The sequence below is a fragment of the Micromonospora sp. DT41 genome (assembly GCF_049841715.1).
Taxonomy (GTDB): Bacteria; Actinomycetota; Actinomycetes; order Mycobacteriales; family Micromonosporaceae; genus Micromonospora; species Micromonospora profundi.
This window is the reverse complement of record NZ_JBNCKU010000003.1, coordinates 1-19,445: the sequence shown is the minus strand read 5'-3', so window position 1 is coordinate 19,445 and position 19,445 is coordinate 1. Positions and strand designations below refer to the sequence as shown.

Here is a 19,445-nt window from a genome sequence, read left to right as displayed (position 1 = left end):
CCGGAACCAGCGCCGTTCATTCCGGTACGCCCGCAGGCGTGCCGTTCAGCCGAGGGTCAGCGCCAACGCGGGTCGGGCGGTGAGCGTGTTGCTGGTGACGTACGCCAGGTCGATGACCGGGTCGGTGAACGACACCGGGATGGGCACCGTGACCGGGAGGCCGTCGGGGAACGGCAGGTCCGGCGTGAGCGTGATCTTGATGCCGGCCAGCTTGCCGACGAACCGGGTGGAGTAGAAGGCCACGTCACCGCGCACGGTCAGCCGGTCGGTCGCGTACCGCTGAGTACGGCCCTGCGGACCGTCAGCGGTGAGCAGGAAGTCGTCGGTGACGGCCTCCTTCATGCTGAACTTCAGCACCTTGAGGGTGCCCCTCTGGGTCTCCAGATCGGTGATCCCCTCGAACCGCAGCCCGGTCATCGTCACTTTGGAACCGGTGAGCTTCGACGGGGTCTGCGCCACCCTCGGCAGACCCGGGTCGGCGGCGATGCGCGGCAGCGGCTTGCCCGGCTCCACCTTGGCCGGCTTCTCCGGTGTGGTCGTACCCGGCTTACCGGGGGTCGTCGTACCCGGCGACGGGCAGGCAGTGGGCTTTGGCCGGGCCGTCGGTGTGGGGGTCGGGCTCACCGACGGCGTCGGGGTGGCCTTGCGGCGTCCACCGGTGAACAGGTCGCCGATCCCGTCCAGGATGTCGGTGATGATGTTGCCGTCCCGTCGCGGACTGGCGCTAGGGCTCGGCGTCGCGCTTGGCGACGGCGCTACCGACCGGGACGGGGTGGGGCAGGCGCTCGCGGTGGGCCGGGCCGGTGCCGCCTGTACCGCTCGGGGCTGGGTCGCCACCCCGGCCGCGGCGAGGCCGAACACCACCAGGACGATTCCGAAGGTACGCGGATTCGCGGACCGGTTGGGCCAGGCGGGCGGAGGACTCGCGTCGGCCGCCTCCGTGCCCGGCTGCTCGGCGGCGAAGCGGTCGACGGGCGAGTGGTCGACGGCCGACTGGTCAGCAGTCGACCGCTGAGTGACCAGCCCGTCGGTGGCCGACTCGGCGGTCGGCTGCTCGGCGGTCGGCTGCTCGTCGAGGGCCGGCTGCTCGGCGGTCGGTTGCTCATCGTCGGCCTCGGCGGGCGGAGGTGCCGCCGGGCGGGCGGGTGCCCAGGCGAAGGCGAGCGCGCTGCCGACGATGCCGAGCAGCAGGCCGACGAAGAAGCCGCCGAGGTTGAGCCCGATCAGCGAGTAGACAGCCGTGACCGCCGCGACGACCGAGTAGAACAGCCGCTGTGCGGGACTGAGCCAGATCAGCAGGCCGCAGGTCACCAGGATGACCGGGATCAGCAGTGACAGCAGACCACTGGCTCCGCTGTGGAAACTCAGACCGTTGATGGTCATGCGTGTGGACGCGAACATCTCCACACCCGCCAGGATCGTGAAGAGGCCGCCCCAGAACGGCCGGCTCCGCTGCCAGCGGCGGAAGCTCCGCCACGCCTGGGCCGCCGTACTCGGGCGGGCGTGGGACGGGTTGGCGGTTGTCACGTACTCCTCCTGGCGGAGCGGGAACAGGGGTGGACCGGCGTGGCCTGGGAGTTGGGGCTACTGGCCGGGCTGGCCGAACAGGCAGCGGCGGGGCCCGCGGTGGTCTGCCACCGCGGGCCGCACTCAGCTCAGAAGCACTCCTTGCCCTTGGCGTCCTCACCCACGTTGACCTTGAGCCGGAGGCCGACCAGGTTGAAGGTGGCAGCTGTGGTGTAGCGGGACACCTGCTGAAGGTTGCGGATGCTGACGCGCTCGGAGTTCTGGCCGAACGAACCCTTCTGCGCCGTCGGGTTGAGGTCGGTGGCGTCCCGGCCGATCTGGATGTTTGTGAATGTCGCGTTGCCGTCCAGCGAGTCCATGGCGATGAGCAGGTCCTTGGCGCGGGCGGGTTCCTTGCCCTCACCGGCGTTGATGGTGAGCACCACAGGCACGCCGGGCAGGTCGGCGCGGACGGACTGGCAGAGGTTGTACAGCTCGGCGCTGCTGATCTCGGAGAGAGCGATGGGGTGGACCTTGCCGTCCTTGCCCTTCTCGCGGACGATCCCGCCGTACTGCTTGAAGCCGTCGCCCTCCAGGCGATCCGCCGCGATCTTGAACGTCTGCCCGGACACTGTGATGTCGGAGGCGATCGCGCCGCTCGACATGCCGAACAGGATGGCGCCGGCAGCGGCGGTGGCGGGCACCATCATGGCGGCGAACCGACGCCACCGGGTACGACCCTGATTGTCCTGCACCGGTTCCTCCTCGGGGTGGATGCGCACAGGGGCCGGGTGTCGGTCCGGAAGCCCGTTGGCGCGCCTGTCACTGTTACCGGCGGGTAACGATCGGGCTTGATGGTGCACCCCTTGCGACGCAGCTCACAACCCCCCGACTACCCGGCAGTAACACGAAGTCGACCAACAGGGACGTCACCTGCACGATGCGTTAGGCGCATAAGGATCGATAGGCGATCAGGTCCGGCAAAACACCCCGCCGACGCAACCCAGAGTTACCGGCCATCGATGGATTACAATCGGGTAACGAATGTAAAGTACGGAACCCTCCGCTGACCTTTCGGATCACCGCCCCCACCCGAACATCCCAGCGTGCGGGGACCGGGTCGATCCCCATCGACGCCTGCATGGCCTAGGGTTTCGGCGTGAACCTGAACGACGTGCGGCGCGACTGGACCAAGCTGGGCGCCGAAGATCCGTTGTGGGCGGTCCTTGTTCAACCCGGCAAGCGCGGCGGGCGGTGGGACGTCGAGGAATTCCTGGCCACCGGCCGCGCCGACGTCGAGGAGACGGCCGACTGGCTGAGCCAACTCGGCCTGCCCACCCGGTGGGAGCGGGTGCTGGACTTCGGCTGCGGCGCGGGTCGGTTGTCTCAAGGGCTCGCCCCACGCGCCGACGAGGTCGTCGCCGTCGACATCGCGCCGTCGATGCTTGAGGCTGCCCGGCGACTGGACCGGAGCGCAGGAAACATCCGCTTCGTCCTCAACGACGCCCCGGATCTGAGCCAGTTCCCCGACGGTCACTTCGACCTGGTCTACAGCGCCCTGGTGCTGCAACACCTGCCGCGCACTGCCATCGACGGCTACCTGGCCGAGTTCCTCCGGGTCCTACGGCCCGGCGGCATCGCCGTCGTCGGGCTGCCTACCGAGCCGGCGCGTACGGCCAAGGGCGTCATCTGGCAGCTCGTGCCGTTCCGCCTGATCAGCTGGGCGCAGCGTCGGCTGCTCAACTACCCGGCACCGATGAGCATGACCGCGGTGCCGCACGCCGACATGGTGCGACTTGTGGAGGCTCACGGCGGGGAGATCGTCGGGCAGCGGCCCGATCTCCCGTACACCGAGGACTGGGTGTGCACCCGGTACGCGGTGCGGCGCCGCTAGGCCCACCACCGGGCGGCCCCGAGACATGAGCGGGCCGGCCGATCCTCGGGATCGGCCGGCCCGGCCAGCTCGGTGGGGTGATGGTGTTGAGGTGTGGTTGTTACGGCTCGCTGCGCTCCACAGCGTGGCGCCCGCCAGCGGGCGTCGTGGGATCGTCGGCGGGCTCCGCTGACCGCTGCGACGGCAGCTCGGTCGTCGGCTGATCGCCGGACCGTACCGGCGCCCCTGAGGGCCCACGGCGCGTCGCGCGGATGATGATGAACATGCCGAGGAGGACCAGCAGGAGACCGAGGACACCGAGCGCGATGGGCACGGTCCTGGTCAGCAGGTTGATCTGATCGCGGGCATCCTTGGCAGCCTTGGCCTGCTGCTTCTGCGTCTCCTCGTTGAAGATCAACGTGGCGTCAATGATCTTGATCTTGTCCGTGCCGGTTGCGTCCCGGAGCGTCTGGAGCTGCTTCTCCTGACCCTTGACGATCACGCCGCTGTCCGGCTCCACCCACAGGGTGCGGGTGTTGGCGTAGTAGCGGCCAGCGGAGACAGTGGGCTCCGGCGAACCGATCAGGCTGCCCGGAACATCGATCTCGCTGATCTGGACCGGCTCTGCCGTCATCTCGAACTTGTAGACGGTCAGACCCTGCAGCTTCTCGGTGCCCAGGTACTTGGCGGGGTACGCCTTCCGAGCGGTGTTGTCGAAGTACTGGTAGGTCTTCTTCTCGGTGCCGAACGGGAAGGTGTAGGTCAGGCCCTCGTGCTTGAAGGGCGCACCGTTGATGTCCTCGGCGCAGCAGGCGACCGCCTCCGCGGTCCGCCGGTCGAGGGCAACCCGGTCCGTGCTGACCGTGATCTCCTTGTCGGCGTCGTCGATCACCCGTACACCGACGTTGAAGACCGCCCGGTCGGCGTTGCCGTCGTTGACGTCGCCCCGCACCGCGCGGTGGGCGGTCAGGTTGACGCCACTCCGCTCGGAAAGCGTGCTGAAGTCAAGGACGGTCGCGTTCTGGGCCTCTGAAACCGTTACCGAACTCTGGTCAAGGGGCACCTTGACGAGAGCGGGCGCGAGGATCAGCGGCGTCGCCACGGCCCCGACGATCAGGAACGCGCCTGCCGCCACCAAGATGGCACCCGACGTGGGTCGCATGTAACTCCTCCCCTTGTAAAGACTCGACTAGTCGGCTGACAGTACATGACGACGCCGATTTCGGATATGGTCCGTCGCAACCTTCGAGGCGTACCGACTCCGGCGCCAAGCAGCCACCTGGCTGCCGGGATGAAATGGATGTTGAGGGAACTGTGAGCCGACCCGTCAGACCGGACTCGATCAGCGAGCAGACGAGCCATTCCGCGCCGCGTACTGGCCGTTCGGATGGCTGGCTGCCCGGTTTGGAAGGGCTCCGAGCCTTGGCGGTCATCGCCGTTGTCGTCCACCATGTCTCGTTTCTCAGCGGCCTCACAAACTCCCTCCATCCACTAGCAGGTCTGCTGGCCAGGCTGGATGTCGGGGTTGCGATCTTCTTCGCACTGTCCGGCTTCCTCCTCTACCGGCCGTTCGCGCTGGCCACCATTCAAGGGCAGGCGCAACCGCCCATTCGCCGATACCTCTGGCACCGCGCTCTGCGCATTCTGCCCGGGTACTGGGTAATGGCTGCCGTCGGACTCATCTGGCTCAACATCGATTACCTGAAGTCGGTCTGGGATTGGGCGATACCCCTTCTCTTGGCACAGATTTATCAGCCGTTGCGACTCCCGGTCGGCATGGAGCAGACCTGGAGCCTGGCTACGGAGGCGACCTTTTACCTGGCGCTGCCGGTGATAGCGGTGCTCGGCCGCCGAATTGGCGGCCGCACCCCGCTCGGGCGAGCCCGACGCCAACTGGCAATTGGCGTCACACTCGTCCTTGCCGGCTTCGCCTGGAACGCGTATGCGCATGGTCCCGACTCGCCACTGCCGGGACTCGCGGTGCTCTGGCTACCCGCCTTTCTGGACTGGTTCGGAATCGGAATCGTGCTGGCCGTGCTCGCCTCGTGGCCCTCCAGCACGACCTCGTCCCCGTTCCTCACGGGCTTCGCTGGCGGCGAGCCCGGGCGCGGCGGCGAGGACCTGTGGTCCGCCACGCCGCGCGGCCTGCGCGTCGTCACGTTCGCCCCTGGGACGTCGTGGCTCATCGCCGGTGCGCTGCTGTGGATCGGCAGCACGCCGATCGCCGGCCCGCGCGGGGTCGAACCCGCCAGGCCGTTCGAGTCGATCACCGAGCACCTGCTGTTCCTGGCCGTCGCCTGGTGCGTGATCGCCCCGCTCGTCGGCCCCGGCTCGGGCGGAGTCCCCCGTGCGCTTCTCGGCCACCGGGCGGTTCTGTTTCTCGGCCGGATCTCCTACGGCATCTTCCTCTGGCACCTCCTCGCCCTCGAGGCATGCTTCCGCCTGCTCGGATTCACCCGGATGAGCAGCTCGTTCTGGGTTCTCCTCGCGCTCACGATGGCTCTCACCATCCCGGCCGCGACGGCCAGCTACTACCTCATCGAGCGGCCCGCTCGGCGACTGCGGCGGATCCGGCAGCGGCGGACCGATCGCCCCGGGCCCGAGGTCGGAGGCGACTCCCTGGTCCCGGCGCCGGCGCCAGCGCCGCGGGCCACGTCGCACGTTTCTGTCGGACAGCCGACCCGCGCGGCGCTTTTCGTACCGTCCACGGACACGCCGGAAACGCAGTATCAGGGCGGCGATCGCAACGAGGAGCAGCCCCGTCGGGAGCATGACCAGTAGATCGGCAAGCCGTTCCGGGCCGACCTTCGGCAGCCACCACCGCTGAGTCCCGTAGACCGTGAGACCCAGGGTGGCGGGTATCCAGATCCATCCAGGGCTGGGCGTCCGACGGCGGTGCAGCACCAGGACCACTGCGGCGCAGCCGAGCCCGACCAGACCGCCCAGCAGCGCCGGCACACCCACCGCGAGCAGCGGCGCGCTCGGCATCGACGCCGGCACGACGGGGTACGCCGGACGGTGACGTCGCGCGGGGATCAGCGCTGCGACGACCAACAACAGCAGCAGACCCCCTGCGATACGCAGAACGAGGGCGTACTGCTCCCCGGGCGTGAAGACCAGATCGACGCGGCCGGCAGCCCCGGCAGGCACAAGCCATGCCTGCTTCCACCCGTCCAGTCGCGTCGGCACGAGCGCCGCTCCGTCGAGGGTCGCCCGCCAGCCGGGGTTGGCGTTCTGCGGGACGACGAGGTAACTGCCTGCGCCCGCCCCGACCTCGACCGACCGGTGCTGGTCGTCCCAATTGAGGACCGTGACTGCCCGGCGGGGCGGGTCGACGCCCGCTGCCGGGCCGGGCAACTCGGCCGGCTCACCGGTCAGGATCACGCTGTCGACGATGAACCGGTCGGGCGGTGCGGAGACCTCGTTCGGGCCAGCCCGCAGCGGGACCCGCTCCGCGCCCGCCTTCGGGGTGGCCTTGGCCCGGCTCGCCGGCTTGTTGTCGAAGACACACGCGCGGTACCGCAGTGGCCGCAGATCCCGTAGGTCCCGCAGCGTGCCGGAGGCCGTTGTCGGCACCGACGCCCCGTTGATCACGACCGTCGGGCCCGCGCCACACGGCAACGTCACAGTACGGTCGACTCCACGAGGCTGGTTGGCCTCGGGCACGTTTTCAACGTCCACGCCGCTGAGGCCGACCGGGAGCGGTTGCGGCTCGAACAGCGCCGTCGACCGGCTGACCCTCGGCACCGCCGAGGTCACGGCCACGGCGAGACCTCGGGTACGCAGGGCCGGGAAGCGGGCCACACCATCCAGGTCCACCGCCACCTCCCGAATGCCGTCGTCGCCGGTGATCCGCACCGTCCTGGGCGGTGCCGCAACGAGGGTCTCCGGGAACCGCAGGCGTACCCAGCTCACTTTCCGCACCTTGGCCCAGCGCACCTTCACTGTCGGCTGCGGGTCACTCGGATCCGCCCACCACGCCGTGCCGTCGTCCCCGTCGCCAAGCGATCTGGACGAGGCGACCGGGTCCGCGAACCACGAACTCGACGTGGTGTAGGTCGCGCCGCCGGTCATCTCGTCGTACACGGCGAGCGCCGTCGCAGGTGTCGCGCGGGCCAGTCCGGTGAGGTTGTTGGTGGAAGCCACCGGCTGTTCGAAGCGCCTGGGCGCCAGCCCTGTCTCCTCGCCCTGACGGATCAGGCTGGGAGCGCACAGGTAGTGGTCACCGGCGCTGGCGCAGGCCGGCCGGTCCACGGCCTTGCGGGCCAGCGCGACAACCTCGGGCGCTCTGGTGGCATCGGGCGACTCGGGCAGTTGCAGATACCGCTGCGGGCTCACCCCGGCGACGCCCACCTCCCGGATGCCGGCCCGGCGACCCGGCACATCGGCGCCCGCGACACCGTCGATCGTCACCCGGAGCCAGGTGGTACGCCCCGACGGCAGCGACAGTCGCAACGGGGCGTGCCAGCCGTCGACCACCGAGTGGACGTACGAACCGCCCTCGGTGCTGACCTCGACCCGGGTGACAGGTGCGCCGACGACCTCGTCACCGACCACCTGCAACTCGACCGAGCCGGCCTGGATCTTGTCCTCGAACCGGATCTCCACCCACTGGCCGACGGGTTTGCGTGCGCCGTCGGACAACCACGACGTGCCGCTGTCGCCGTCGATGGCCGCGTACGGCGTGGCGGAGGGGTCGCGCAACCCGGCCGGGCCGGCGACGTCGGCCGCGCTGGAGGACGCCTTGACGCTTGTCACCCCGGTGTATCCCGACGAGGTGACCGACGGCTTCCATGCGGGGTCGATGATGTCGTGTTCCAGGCGTGGCAGTTGCGGCTGCTCCTGCGGTGTCAGCGTCCGTGAGGTGTTGCCACGTACGAGGCCGAAATCGACCTCCCGGTTGCGCAGGCTGTCGGCGAGCACCACGCCCGCGTCGGTTGCCTGCGGGGCGTCACCGTCAAGGATCACCGGTCGGTTGCCGAGCACACCGGCGTCGCTGAGGTCCAGCAGTGTCTCGGGTGCCCCTACCAGGTTGAGCGGCTGCGCCGCGTCCGCGAGCGTGGCCCGAGGGGCCGGCCGGTCCACCTCGTAGATCTCCACAGCCGGATACGGCTTGTGCAGCCCGTAGTCCCACGCCCCGCCGAAGTCCGGCGGCGCCCCGGTTTCAGGGCCGAACGCGGCCACCCTGAACAGCCCGGGGGCACTCTCCAGCGTTCGGTGCACAAGAACCGGCCAGGCGACGCCACCGACCGGCTGTCGAAGATCATTGCGGACGAGCAGGTACCGCACGCCGAGCCGATTGAGCACGTCGGCCAGCCCTGGGGAGGCGGCACCGGAGGCGAGCCGCTCGTCGATTGCGGAGAGCAGCCGGGCGTTGCCCGCCGATCCGGCCGGCACCAGCGACCGCACCGCCCACGGCGAGTCCAGCAGGGGTTGGACCGGTTCGTCCAACGGTCGGCCCCAGTTGTACTCGGCGAAGTTGGAGCCGGGCACGAGCAGCGTGGTGCCCTCGGCGGCGTTCCGGTCAAGCCATTGGGTCGCCTGCCGCCAGTGGTCGGGCACCGCCCAGAAACCACCGCCCGCCGCAAGCCCTGCGCTCCCCGCACCGCCGGTGACCGCGACGAGCGCGACTGCGGTGACCCCCAACGCGACCCGTCGGGGTGCCATGTTCGTGGGCCGCGTGAACCGGCGGATGACGGCGATCCGCCCGACGGTGTCCAGCATGTGCGCGGTGGCCAGTGCCAGCGGCAGGCGGATGACGACGTCGAACTTGTGCAGGTTGCGCAGCGCGGCGAGCGGGCCGTCGAGGACCTCGCGTACGGCCGGGGCGAAGGCGGCGCCTCCGTTGGACAGGTTTCCCGCAGTCAGGGTCAGCAGCCCGACCAGAGCCCCGACGAGCAGGAACCGCCGCTCCGGCAGATCCCGACGGGCCAGGCCGGCCAGGCCGATGCATGCGATCAGGCCGGTGAGCACCACCATCCACTGCGTCGTGATCAGCGCCCATCCCGAGCGCCACCAGGGCAGCCCGTCGACGGCGAGGTAACCCACCCAGTGGGTGGCGCCGCGCACGGCCGACGGGAGCGACGTCACGCTCGTCGTGACAGCGGCGCTCTCGGTGTACGGCAGGAACGGGAACCCGTACCGCTGCAGGAGCAGCAGCGGTACCAGCCACCAGAAGGTGGCCGCGACCATCGCCACCGTCCACCAGGCCAGCAGGCGGATCCGCCGCCAGCCGGGTGCGCGGGTCACGACATAGAGAAACGCCGGCAGTACGGCGCACGCAGCGGCCGCACCGTTTGCCCCACCCATGCAGACCACAGCGAGCCCGCTGAGCGCGGCCGCCCGCCGCAGTGAGCCACCCGCGGCTCCCTTGACAAGTGGCAGCAGCACCCACGGGGCGACGCAGTAGGGCAGCAGTTCCAGCGATACGGTGCCGACCAGGGAGAGAGCCCGGGGCGACAGCGCGAACACCGCGCCGGCCACGAGCCGCGACGCCGGGCCGCCCAGGTCGAGAGCGCGCGCAAGGCGCACCACGCCGGTGAGGGCCACGCAGAGCAGGGCTGCCATCCAGAGCCGCTGGACGAGCCAGGCGGGTAGTCCGACCGCCTCACCGAGCAGGAAGAACGGCCCCATCGGGAAGAAGTAGCCGACGGCCTGGTTCTGGAGGGTGCCGAACTGCCAGTCCGCGGTCCACAGGTTGGCCGCCCGCGCGAGGAAGCCGCCAGGGTCCAGGGCCATGTCAATCTTGGTGTCGGGCACGATGAGCCCGGGTTCCTGGGTGACGCAGAGACCGATCAGAGCGAGGCAGACCAGCAGCTCACGCAGGCGCCACACCGCCAGGGACACCGTGGCGGTCGGTATTCCTGGGGCGCGGCGAGCGGTCGACCAGGCGGTCAACACCGTCGTACCGGAACTCCGGTGAGCAGTTCGTCCCCGCTGGCGTTCCGCTCGCTGATGTCTTCGGCTTCGACGCCCGCCCCGAGCAGCAGCTGCCGGACGGCGGCCGGATCCGCGCCCGGCACCAGGATCCACAGGCCGCGTTCGTCGACCGCGACGTGTCGGGTGTACGGGAGTAGAGGAGCGACCCGGGCGAGGAGGCTCTCCGGCTCGTCGGTCCGGACCACGAGAGACGTGTTCCCCGCCGCCCACGGCACCGCACGTGGCTCAAGCAGATCCCCGAGGACCGCCCGGACTCGCCGGCCGGTGTCGGCCCAGCGGAACGCGCCGCTCCACTGTCGACACTCGGCGGCCATCCGGTCCGCCTCGGCCGGCACCTCGAGGGCGGCCAACGCGCTGTCGAGACCGGCCGCCAGCCCGCGTGCGGGGTTGTCACCCTCGCTGACCAGCCAGCCGGTACGGCCCGGCCGGACGGCGTCGCGGAGCCCGTCCACGTCGAAGGCGAGCGTTGGCAGTCCGGCAGCGGCGGCCTCCACCACGACGAGACCCCAGCCCTCACCCCAGGAGGCGGAAACGTGCAGCCACGCGGCTGCCAACAGCGCGTCCCGCTCGGCGGCGGGCAGGTGCCCGTGGACCGTGACGGTGTCGGACAGCCCGCGCTCGTCGACCTGCCGTCGGACCGTCGCCACGTCCGGCCCACCACCGACGATGTCCAGACGCAGATCGGGCCGTTTCGCCCGGAGCTGTTCGACGGCGTCAAGCACCAGATCCACCCGCTTGTGCCGGGTCACCCGGCCGACGCAGACGACACGGGGACGGGTGTCACGGGCCCGACCTCCGGCTGCCGGCGGCGACGCGTCCGCGCCGTTGGGCACCACTACCACCGGGCCGGCCCAGCGAAGCCGGTCCCGGACGGCCACGGCGGTCGAAGGTGACACCGCGAGGGTCACCGCACGGCGATAGACCAGTCGGGCGACAGGCCCCTCCAACCACGCCCCGAACCGACCCACGATCGGGCCGAAGTACAGCCGGAACTGACGGTCGTGCACATGGTGGATCACGCACACCACCGGCACGTCCGCCGGCAGGACTCCCGGGCTGAAGAACGGGATGCCGTTCTGACAGTCGACGACCGCGTCGAACTGACGCCGGCGTCGCGCCAACCAGGCAAGCACCCTCGGATAGATGGTCCACCGGCCACCGACCCGCACGATCCGGATGCCGTCCCGAACCTCATCGCCGAGCTGGCCTGCCGGGCGCGCGGTGACGAAGGTGACCTGCGCACCGGCTGTCACCAGGTCGCGGGCGACCTGCCAGGCGTAGACCTCGGCGCCCCCGGCGTCCGGATGCCAGGGGTCCTTCCAGTTGAGCACCGCGACCCGGCGGCCCGCGACCGTGTTGTCGGTGCTGGGAGCCGCGGCGGTCCGGGATGGTCCGACACTCACGGCCGCAATCCAACGGCGGCGGCGCCACCGGTGACGTCCGGGCTGACCGGAAGGGTGACGACCGGCATCGGCATCGGCATCGCCGGGGCGACGTCGACGCCACGGAGCCGCCACTGGATCTTCGCGACGTCCACGAAGCTCTGCCATCCGTGGCGGACCGGCGAGAAGCGTGAGCCGGGCACGTCCACCCAGTGCACGGGAACCTCCACGAGCCGAGCGCCGGCCCGCTCGGCGCGGCCCAGCACCTCGACGTCGAAGGCGAACCCACCACACCGAAGTGGTGCGAACGCCCGCCGAGCGACATCGTTGCGGAAGAACTTGAACCCGCACTGCGTCTCACTGACGCCGCGCACCACCTGCCGGACTGCACCTCGGAACGCCACTGCGCCCCACCGTCGGAGCACGCTGTGCCGCTCCTGGACGACCGACTCGGGGTGGGCCCGCGACCCGACCACCGCGTCGGCGCCCTCGACCAGGAGGCTCAGCACCTGCCCGAGAACGTCCGGCGCGGTGGCCAGATCGGCGTCACAGAACCCGACGAAGCGCGCGTCACTCGCCAGCACACCGGTCCGCACCGCGAAGCCCTTGCCCGGTTCACCGCACCAGAGCAACCGGACGGGGACCGGGCCGGCCGGTGCGCCCAGCACCACGTCACCTGTGCCGTCGGTGCTGGCATTGTCCACAACCGTGACCCGGCAGGGAACACCGAGGTCGGCCAGCGCCGCCCGGAGCAGGACCAGGGTGTCGGGCAGCCGGAGTGCCTCATTGAACGCGGGAATCACGACGTCGAGTACGACCACATCTGACGACACGTCAGGAGGAGAGACCTCCATGGAGGGCCGTCAACGCTCGCCGTACACGATGATGGGCTGCTCCACGTTCGCAGGCTTGCTGTTGGTGTTGACGATGGTGGACGTCCCGATCGAGACGGCCAGGATTCCGAGCACGGCACCCACCGCCGCGGCGACAACCGCGGTCAGGAGGGGGTTGAAGGATGCCTTCATCGATGATCCCTTCGGAAAAGGTACCGAAGAGTAACATGCGTCACGCTCGTTCGGGCCGGTGTAAAAGGGTGATCAACAGGGTGGCCCCGAGTACCGAATAGCCCAAGAGTGGAACTATCCCGATACGGCCGGTCGACTCGGCGAAATCGGCACCAGGCAGGCGTAACAGGGTCAACGCTCCGTCCCGCCGCACCACCTCGGCGTCCGCGAAGCGGGCTTCGACCTGGGCACCGTCGGGTTGATCAGTTTGAATGAGTACGTACCGCACACCGAGCCGACGGAGTGCCTGCCCGGGATCACCGGGCGTTGCCAGCACCGCCGCCACCCGATCGGCCTCGCGGCTCTCGCCCCGAATCCGGTCCCGCCCGACCAACACGTCCTGGTCCCCGATCACCGGCCGCTGGAACGCACGCGACGCCGGATCGAGGACGGGCACGTTGCCCGCCCACCGGTAAGCCCGGAACGAGGACCAGGGCAACGAGACGAGGCTGCCTCCATCTGGATCGCCGTTCACGTCGGCGCGCACCGCCGACCACTCTTTCGGGTACCGGACCGTGTCGAGCTGACCACCGAGACCCCACGCCAGGCCGGGCATGAGCACCAACGGAGCGACCACCACCAGCGGTGCCCACGCCCGGGCACCCGCCGTTGCCAGCGACTCCGCCAGCATCCCGAGCCCCACCGCCTGCACCAACGCCAGCGGGGCGAGCAACCGGGTGCCGTCCCGGATCGCGCCGGCCAGGGGAACGTGCTCGACCAGCGCGACCATCCACTGCAAACCGATCGGCCAGGCCGGTGCCAGGGCGATCACGGTGCCCAGGACCGCGCCGACGAACAGGCCCCACCAGGCCGCTGACGGCCAACGACGACGGGTCAGCACGTACCCCCAGAGGGCCGCGCCTGCGAGGGCCAGCGCGAGCAGGGCGACCAGCCACTGGTCCCGGCCGATCGGTACGGCATGCCGACTCCAGATGCCGCCGAGCGTGCCGACGCTGCCGAGCGCCCCCAGCGGCGTGTCCGGGCGGACGGCGAAGGCGGCGACGCCCCGCTCGTCGAGATCGACGGCACCACGACGGTTCACCAACGCCATCCACCACGGTGCGGTGAGGCCGATCAGCGTCGCGGCCCCAGCCACCAATGCCCGCCACCGCCGCGCCAGGGCCAACGCCGGGGCGCAGGCCAGTACCGCTGCCAACACCATCGCCGGACCACCCAGCACCACCGTGACCCCACCGGCCACGGCGGAACGCCGACCCGGGACGGTGCCGCCGGGCGGTGGCCGCAGCACCCCCAGCACCCAGGCGAACGCCCAGGGCAACGCTGCGTACCCCGCGATGACCGCCCACTGCCCGAGGTGCAGTCGGCCGTACACCCAGGGATTCCAGACGTACGCGAGCCCGGCCGCGATCCGCGCCACCGGGTGGGCGACGGGAGCCAACCGGGCGGCACCCACCGCAGCCAGGGCGAGGCAGCCGGCGAGCAGCACCTTCTGGGCCACGTCGGCGGGGAGCAGCTGGGACAGGCCGACCGCGAGCAGTTCGCTGGGCACCGCGCGGGGCAGCTCGGACCCGCTGCCCCAGACCATCGCGCCGAAGGGCGGGTCGGGCACGAACACCAGGTCGTACCGGAGGACGAAACCGCGGCGGAGCACCGGTCCGAGAATCGCGATGACCACGCCGAACCCGAGCGCCATCTCCGGCCACCACCGACGGAGTACGACGGCAGCCCGCAGCAGCACCGGGCGTAACTCCGGTGACGGTCGACGCACACGAACCCCCATGGACCTGGACCGGACTCGGGCCCGACATCGCTCCCGGGACTCCGGACAGCACTCTAGGCAGAGGGGAAGCGCGGACGGTAGCTTGCCAGACAACTCGACGAGCTGCCGCGACGACGCGAGGCTCGGGACGAACCCGTTCCCCCGGCGAACCGACATGAGGCGCGATGACAGAGACGACGGCTGGTCCTGGCGCGGGCCGCATGGGAGCGGCGGGCGCGGCGGTGGCGGTCGCCGCGATGGTGACGAACGGACTGGCCTACCTGCTCCCGATGCTCGGCGCCCGGCGCCTGGCGGTCGAGGAGTTGAGTGTGCTGGCCACCGTGCTGGCCCTCGTCGCGATAGCCGGCGTCGCAGGTGTGGGCCTGCAGATGGCGATCGCCGTGCACCGGGCCCGGCACCCGGGCGCATCGACCAGCCGGGTCTCCCTCGTCACCACGGCCGTCGCCGGTGGTGCCGTCGTCGTGGCCACGCCGCTGATGGTTACCGCGCTGCGGCTGTCGTGGACGGTCGCGGTGCTCGTCGCCGCCACCACCGTCGCGGTCGTCCTGGCCGCCCGATGGCTCGGAGAGTTGCAAGGTGACCAGCGGTTCCTCCGCCTCGCGTGGGCGATGGGGCTGGTCGCGGTCGGCAGGTACGGCGGCATGATCGTCGCGCTCGTCCTCGGCGCCGATGTCGTCGACACCCTTGTGGCCGGCATGGTGACCTCGTACCTGGTGCTGCCCGTGTTGGCGTGGGTCGCCCGACCGGTCCGGCAGGCCACCTCGGACGGGGACAGCGCCGTGGGCGCCCTGCGCATCCGGCAGGTGACGAGTGCAGGCACGGCCGCGCTTGCCATGCTCGCCGTGTCGTACGCCGACCTGATCTTCGCCCGCCAACTGCTGTCACCTGCCGACTCCGGGGCGTACGCCGTCGGAACCGTGCTCACCAAGGGTGCGCTGTGGGCACCCCAGGTGATCGTGGTGCTGGCACTGCCCCGCCTGGCCGTGGGAGACAACCGGGTCCGCACTGTCGTGCTCGCGATCGTCGCCGGCTGCGGTGCCGTGCTCGTCGCCGCCTCGGCCCTGGCCGGCGGCTTCGCGTTCCGGCTCGTTGGCGGCGAGGACTACGCGTCCCTGGGTGAGTACGCCCCGTTCTTCGCCGCCACCGGTGCGCTCTACGCGCTGGTGTTCGCGGCCGTCAACGCGAAGATCGCGGCGGGAGCACGCTGGCCCTCCGCGCCGCTCTGGGTGGCCGCGGGTGTCCTGGCCTTCCTGACCATGGCCGTCGCGCCACGCACGCTCGAGGGAATCATGTGGTGTGCGCTCGCCACCGCTGCGGCGACCGCGCTCGTGATGATCCTCAGCCTGCCGTCAGCCACTGGCCGAGCATCTGGTGATCGATCGAGTCCACCCGACCGAGCTGACGACCTGCCGCGACCCGCTCCCGCAGTTCCGCCCGTGTGAACCAGCGCGCCTCCAGCAGCTCCACGCCGTCGACGCGTACCTCCTCGGACGTGGCAGTGGCCCGGAAGCCCACCATCAGGCCTGCGGGGAACGGCCAGCCCTGCGAGCCCTGGTAGGTCACGTCGGTGACTGTCACGCCCGCCTCCTCGGCCATCTCCCGGCGGACCGCGTCCTCCAGGCTCTCGCCGACCTCGACGAAACCGGCCAACGTCGAGTACGACCCCTCCGGCGCGCCCGCGTGCCAGGCCAACAGGCAACGGTCCGGCGGGCCGGGCGCCTCCACCAGCACGATGATCGCCGGCTCGATACGGGGAAACAGCAGCCGACCGCAGCCTGCGCCGGCGCAGGTTCGAACGTGTCCACCGCCGCCGGCGACAGCCAGCGCACCGCACGTGCCGCAGTACCGCGACTGTCGGTGCCAGTGCAGCAGCCCTCGGGCGTACGCCTGGACGGCCGCCTCGGCCGGGTCGAGCCGCCCCACCAGGGACCGGACGTCGACGGCCCGTGCCGCACCGACCATCTCGACGGCCGACCGCTCGTCGAGCGCGGAGAGGTCCACGGCGAACACGGCGGCGTCTCCGTCGAGCCCCAGGAAGACGGTCTCGTCGGCGGCGGCCCGGACGAGGGACGTACGGTCCGCGGTGAGCCGGACCGGGCCGTCCCCGTCGACGAGGCAGCGGTCCCGCCACAGCGGCAGCACCACCGTGGTCGGCTCGCTCAGCAGCGCTTCCAGTCGGGCCGGATCGGCGCGCAGCGGGCCCGCCCGGTCCAACCAGCCACCCCCGTACGCCAGCACCCGCTCCCGCTCCGCAGCGTCCACCTCGTCACCGTGCCACGGCGGCGCAGGGACGCCGCCACCGACCCCGGCTCCCGCCCCCGCCCGGCTGTCCACCGGCCCGGGTTCCGTGACACGCCGGGCGACACGCGGCGGCGACGCGGGTGGGCGCAGCCCGCAACGACCGCTGACCATTGGCTACCGTAGGTGTCTCCGGGAGGAGCGGACCTCCCGTGGCACCTGGCGATCGAGGTTGTAGTGACGCTGTACGGCGAAAAACGTCCACCCGCCGACGACCGGCCCACAGTGCAGGTCACCGCGGTCACCTGGCCCGACGACGGGCCGGAGACGGTCACACCGCCCGCCCCCGTCGGTGAGCCCGCGAACGGTGGGGGTCGACCCCGGAGGATGCGGATGCTGCTCGCGGCCGGCGTCACCGGCGGCGTGCTCGCGGCGGTGGCGGGCGCCGGCGCCTGGGCGTACGCCGGGGACGTACCCCGGGGCACGAGCGTGCTCGGCACCGAACTGGGCGGCCGGAGCCTCACCGCCGCCGACCGGGAGTTGCGGGCCGAGCTGGACCGGCGGGCGGCTGCCCTCGCCGCGCCGTTGAAGGTCACCGTCGGGGAACGCACCGCCGAGATCAACCCAGCCGACGTGGGGTTGACCATCGACGTGGCGGCGACAGTCGCGGCGGCGGCAGAAGCCGACGCGCACGCGGTCAGCCGGTTGGTCGGCTCCCGCACCGTCGACCCGGTGGTCACCGTCGACGCCGATCGGCTGGACGCGGCGCTCCGCAAGGTGCTCGGCGACCAGGCCCGCCCGATGACCAAGCCGGCGATCAGCTACCAGGGCACCACACCGAAGGTGGTGCAGCCCAAGCCGGGCCTGGCGTTCGACCCGGAGCGCTCCGCCGACGTCGTCCGCGCCGGTTGGCTGGCCGGCACTCCGGTCACCGTGCCGCTTGTGGAGAACCACCCGGCGACCACCGCCGAGGAGTTGGACCGGCTGGTCACCGAGCTGGCGAAGCCGGCCGTCGCCGCACCGGTAACCATCCGCACCGACAAGGGCTCGGTGAAGGTACCGCCCGCCGCCATCGCGACTAGCCTGCGGTTCACCGCCGACACCGCCGGCAAGCTCACCCCGTCCGTGGACGTGAAGCGGCTGCGCGCGGCCCTCGGCGACAGCCTGAACGCGATCGAGGTGCCGCCGAAGGACGCGACGATGACCATCTCCGGCGGAAAGCCCACTGTCACCGACGGGCGCGCCGGCCAGCAGCTGGACAGCGCCGCACTGGGCCGCGACCTGCTCGCCGTGCTGCCGAAGTCCGACGGCCGCGAGGTGACTGGCGAGGTGAAGGAGACGCCTCCGGAGCTGACCGCGGAGAAACTCGCCGGCCTGGGCATCAAGGAACGGGTGTCCACTTTCACCACCAAGTTCACCGGTGGGCTGGCCTCGTCGCGCAGCCAGAACATCGTCACCATCGCCAAGAAGGTGGACGGCACCGTCGTGCTGCCTGGCAAGACGTTCTCGTTGAACGGGCACACCGGCGAGCGCGGCTACAAGCAGGGCTACCGGGACGCGCCGGTCATCCTCGACGGCAAGCTCGTGCCGGGCGTGGGCGGCGGCACCTCGCAGTTCACCACCACGCTGTTCAACGCCACCTACTACGCCGGGCTGGAGGACGTCGAGCACAAGCCGCACTCGTACTGGTTCGACAGGTACCCGGCGGTCATCGAGTCGACAATCTTCTGGCCGAACCTGGACTTCAAGTTCCGCAACAACACTGAGCACGGGGTGCTCATCGACACCTCGTACACGTCGAGCTCGATCACGGTGTCGATCTGGAGCACGAAGATCTACGACAGTGTGAAGACGGAGTACGGCCCGCGCCGCAACGTCACCACGCCGAAGCTGATCCATCTGGAGCCCGGCCCGACGTGCATCCCGACGAACGGCATCAACGGCTTCACCCAGGACGCCTTTCGGGTCATCAAGAAGGACGGCAAGGTCGTCAAGCGGGAGAAGTTCACCTGGCGCTATGACGCCGAGCCCCGCTACGTCTGCGGGCCGAAGCCCTCCTGAGCCAGCTGTTTCCGGGCGGTGCCTGCTCCCCACAGTGGAGCGGGCACCGCTTCCGTATTCGAGGGCTCGTAGCATGGCCGGCATGGCGGCCAGACAGCTCAAGGTGGGCCTGCGGGTCCGCGACCTGGACAGATCGTTCGACCTCTACCGACAGCTCGGCTTCCGGCACCTTCCTCAGCCGCAGCAGGCGTACCTGCGCTACCTGACCTTCGGTCACACCTGGCTGATCCTGTCGCACGTCGACGAGCACGGCTATCACAACGCCGAACGCGAAAGTCAGACCAGAGCCGGGCCGCCTGGGCTCGGCTTCGTGCTCGTCGTACCGTCTGCCGACCTCGATGCGACGTACGCACTGTGGAGGCGCGAAGGCCTGCCGGTGACGCTCGAACCGGAAGACGTCGGGTGGGCGCGTATCTTCTACGGCCTTGACCCGGACGGCTACGAGGTCATGTTCGAGGAGTTCCCCGCCTAGCGGCAGACTCGGACCCTGTCAGAGTGCCGGCTGCGCCTTCGTTGTGGAGAAACGCATCAGGGCCACCCCGGCAACGGGGTGGCCCTGATGGAAAGATTGTCCGGCGGTGTCCTACTCTCCCACACCCTCACGAGTGCAGTACCATCGGCGCTGGAGGGCTTAGCTTCCG

General features: G+C 70.5%; 13 protein-coding genes, 1 rRNA gene and 1 pseudogene. 5 read left to right on the top strand and 10 right to left on the bottom strand.

All coding sequences use genetic code 11. From position 1 onward, the window contains the following. Nucleotides 1–45: 45 nt before the first annotated feature. Complete coding sequence (locus tag ACLQ23_RS06435) at nucleotides 46–1,527, bottom strand: DUF6114 domain-containing protein (RefSeq protein ID WP_355630505.1); 1,482 nt, start codon at nucleotides 1,525–1,527, stop codon at nucleotides 46–48. 128 nt (nucleotides 1,528–1,655) lie between these two features. Further along, a complete protein-coding gene (locus tag ACLQ23_RS06430; RefSeq protein ID WP_355590415.1) occupies nucleotides 1,656–2,216 on the bottom strand; it encodes a DUF6230 family protein in 561 nt (186 codons plus the stop codon). Nucleotides 2,217–2,665: 449 nt separating this feature from the next. On the opposite strand from ACLQ23_RS06430, the gene ACLQ23_RS06425 reads away from it, so the two are divergent. Further along, entirely contained in the window at nucleotides 2,666–3,400 is a 735-nt protein-coding gene (locus tag ACLQ23_RS06425) for a class I SAM-dependent methyltransferase (protein WP_355630502.1), read from the top strand. A gap of 100 nt (nucleotides 3,401–3,500) precedes the next feature. On the opposite strand, the gene ACLQ23_RS06420 is transcribed toward ACLQ23_RS06425, so the two are convergent. Beyond that, nucleotides 3,501–4,541 (bottom strand): DUF3068 domain-containing protein, encoded by a 1,041-nt coding sequence (locus ACLQ23_RS06420; protein ID WP_355590319.1) that lies wholly within the window; start codon nucleotides 4,539–4,541, stop codon nucleotides 3,501–3,503. A 134-nt stretch (nucleotides 4,542–4,675) separates the two neighbouring features. Here ACLQ23_RS06420 and ACLQ23_RS06415 point away from each other — a divergent pair, with 134 nt between their 5' ends. Then, nucleotides 4,676–6,160: an acyltransferase family protein gene (locus tag ACLQ23_RS06415; protein WP_425735141.1), complete on the top strand. Its 1,485-nt coding sequence runs from the start codon at nucleotides 4,676–4,678 to the stop codon at nucleotides 6,158–6,160. An 897-nt stretch (nucleotides 6,161–7,057) separates the two neighbouring features. On the opposite strand, the pseudogene ACLQ23_RS06410 reads toward ACLQ23_RS06415, so the two are convergent. From ACLQ23_RS06410 to ACLQ23_RS06390, 5 genes and pseudogenes are all read right to left on the bottom strand, one after another. Beyond that, nucleotides 7,058–10,213: pseudogene (locus ACLQ23_RS06410) on the bottom strand (alpha-(1->3)-arabinofuranosyltransferase); the annotation flags it as partial. A 59-nt stretch (nucleotides 10,214–10,272) separates the two neighbouring features. Then, complete coding sequence (locus tag ACLQ23_RS06405; protein WP_355630500.1) at nucleotides 10,273–11,721, bottom strand: glycosyltransferase family 4 protein; 1,449 nt, start codon at nucleotides 11,719–11,721, stop codon at nucleotides 10,273–10,275. Then, nucleotides 11,718–12,533, bottom strand: coding sequence for a glycosyltransferase (locus tag ACLQ23_RS06400; protein ID WP_355630497.1), 816 nt, complete (start codon nucleotides 12,531–12,533; stop codon nucleotides 11,718–11,720). The genes ACLQ23_RS06405 and ACLQ23_RS06400 overlap by 4 nt, the downstream gene beginning before the upstream one ends. Nucleotides 12,534–12,563: 30 nt before the next feature. Further along, a complete protein-coding gene (locus tag ACLQ23_RS06395) occupies nucleotides 12,564–12,725 on the bottom strand; it encodes a hypothetical protein (RefSeq protein ID WP_157552422.1) in 162 nt (53 codons plus the stop codon). A 40-nt stretch (nucleotides 12,726–12,765) separates the two neighbouring features. Further along, the gene (locus tag ACLQ23_RS06390; RefSeq protein ID WP_355630494.1) at nucleotides 12,766–14,505 is read right to left on the bottom strand and encodes a hypothetical protein; all 1,740 of its coding nucleotides are present in this window, start codon (nucleotides 14,503–14,505) and stop codon (nucleotides 12,766–12,768) included. 164 nt (nucleotides 14,506–14,669) lie between these two features. On the opposite strand from ACLQ23_RS06390, the gene ACLQ23_RS06385 reads away from it, so the two are divergent. After that, nucleotides 14,670–15,947, top strand: coding sequence for a polysaccharide biosynthesis protein (locus ACLQ23_RS06385; protein WP_355590332.1), 1,278 nt, complete (start codon nucleotides 14,670–14,672; stop codon nucleotides 15,945–15,947). Here ACLQ23_RS06385 and nudC read toward each other — a convergent pair. After that, on the bottom strand, nucleotides 15,844–16,767 hold the full coding sequence (gene nudC, locus ACLQ23_RS06380) for an NAD(+) diphosphatase (protein ID WP_355590335.1): 924 nt from the start codon (nucleotides 16,765–16,767) through the stop codon (nucleotides 15,844–15,846). The two genes, ACLQ23_RS06385 and nudC, sit on opposite strands and share 104 nt — an antisense overlap. 213 nt (nucleotides 16,768–16,980) lie before the next feature. Between nudC and ACLQ23_RS06375 the strand changes: the two genes are divergently transcribed. Both ACLQ23_RS06375 and ACLQ23_RS06370 read left to right on the top strand, forming a co-directional pair. After that, nucleotides 16,981–18,804 carry a VanW family protein gene (locus ACLQ23_RS06375; RefSeq protein ID WP_355590338.1) on the top strand — a complete coding sequence of 608 codons (1,824 nt, stop codon included), beginning with the start codon at nucleotides 16,981–16,983 and terminating at the stop codon, nucleotides 18,802–18,804. 82 nt (nucleotides 18,805–18,886) lie between these two features. Beyond that, complete coding sequence (locus ACLQ23_RS06370; RefSeq protein WP_355590341.1) at nucleotides 18,887–19,276, top strand: VOC family protein; 390 nt, start codon at nucleotides 18,887–18,889, stop codon at nucleotides 19,274–19,276. Between the two features lie 98 nt (nucleotides 19,277–19,374). Here the strand turns inward: ACLQ23_RS06370 and rrf are convergent. Beyond that, a 5S ribosomal RNA gene (gene rrf, locus ACLQ23_RS06365) occupies nucleotides 19,375–19,445 on the bottom strand; the annotation flags it as partial.

Bases quoted from the DNA above. Each gene is read 5' to 3' on its own strand.
- ACLQ23_RS06385 (WP_355590332.1), top strand. From the start codon at position 14,670: ATGACAGAGACGACGGCTGGTCCTGGCGCGGGCCGCATGGGAGCGGCG.
- ACLQ23_RS06415 (WP_425735141.1), top strand. From the start codon at position 4,676: ATGGATGTTGAGGGAACTGTGAGCCGACCCGTCAGACCGGACTCGATC.
- ACLQ23_RS06430 (WP_355590415.1), bottom strand. From the start codon at position 2,216: ATGATGGTGCCCGCCACCGCCGCTGCCGGCGCCATCCTGTTCGGCATG.
- ACLQ23_RS06370 (WP_355590341.1), top strand. From the start codon at position 18,887: ATGGCGGCCAGACAGCTCAAGGTGGGCCTGCGGGTCCGCGACCTGGAC.
- ACLQ23_RS06390 (WP_355630494.1), bottom strand. From the start codon at position 14,505: ATGGGGGTTCGTGTGCGTCGACCGTCACCGGAGTTACGCCCGGTGCTG.
- ACLQ23_RS06420 (WP_355590319.1), bottom strand. From the start codon at position 4,541: ATGCGACCCACGTCGGGTGCCATCTTGGTGGCGGCAGGCGCGTTCCTG.
- ACLQ23_RS06395 (WP_157552422.1), bottom strand. From the start codon at position 12,725: ATGAAGGCATCCTTCAACCCCCTCCTGACCGCGGTTGTCGCCGCGGCG.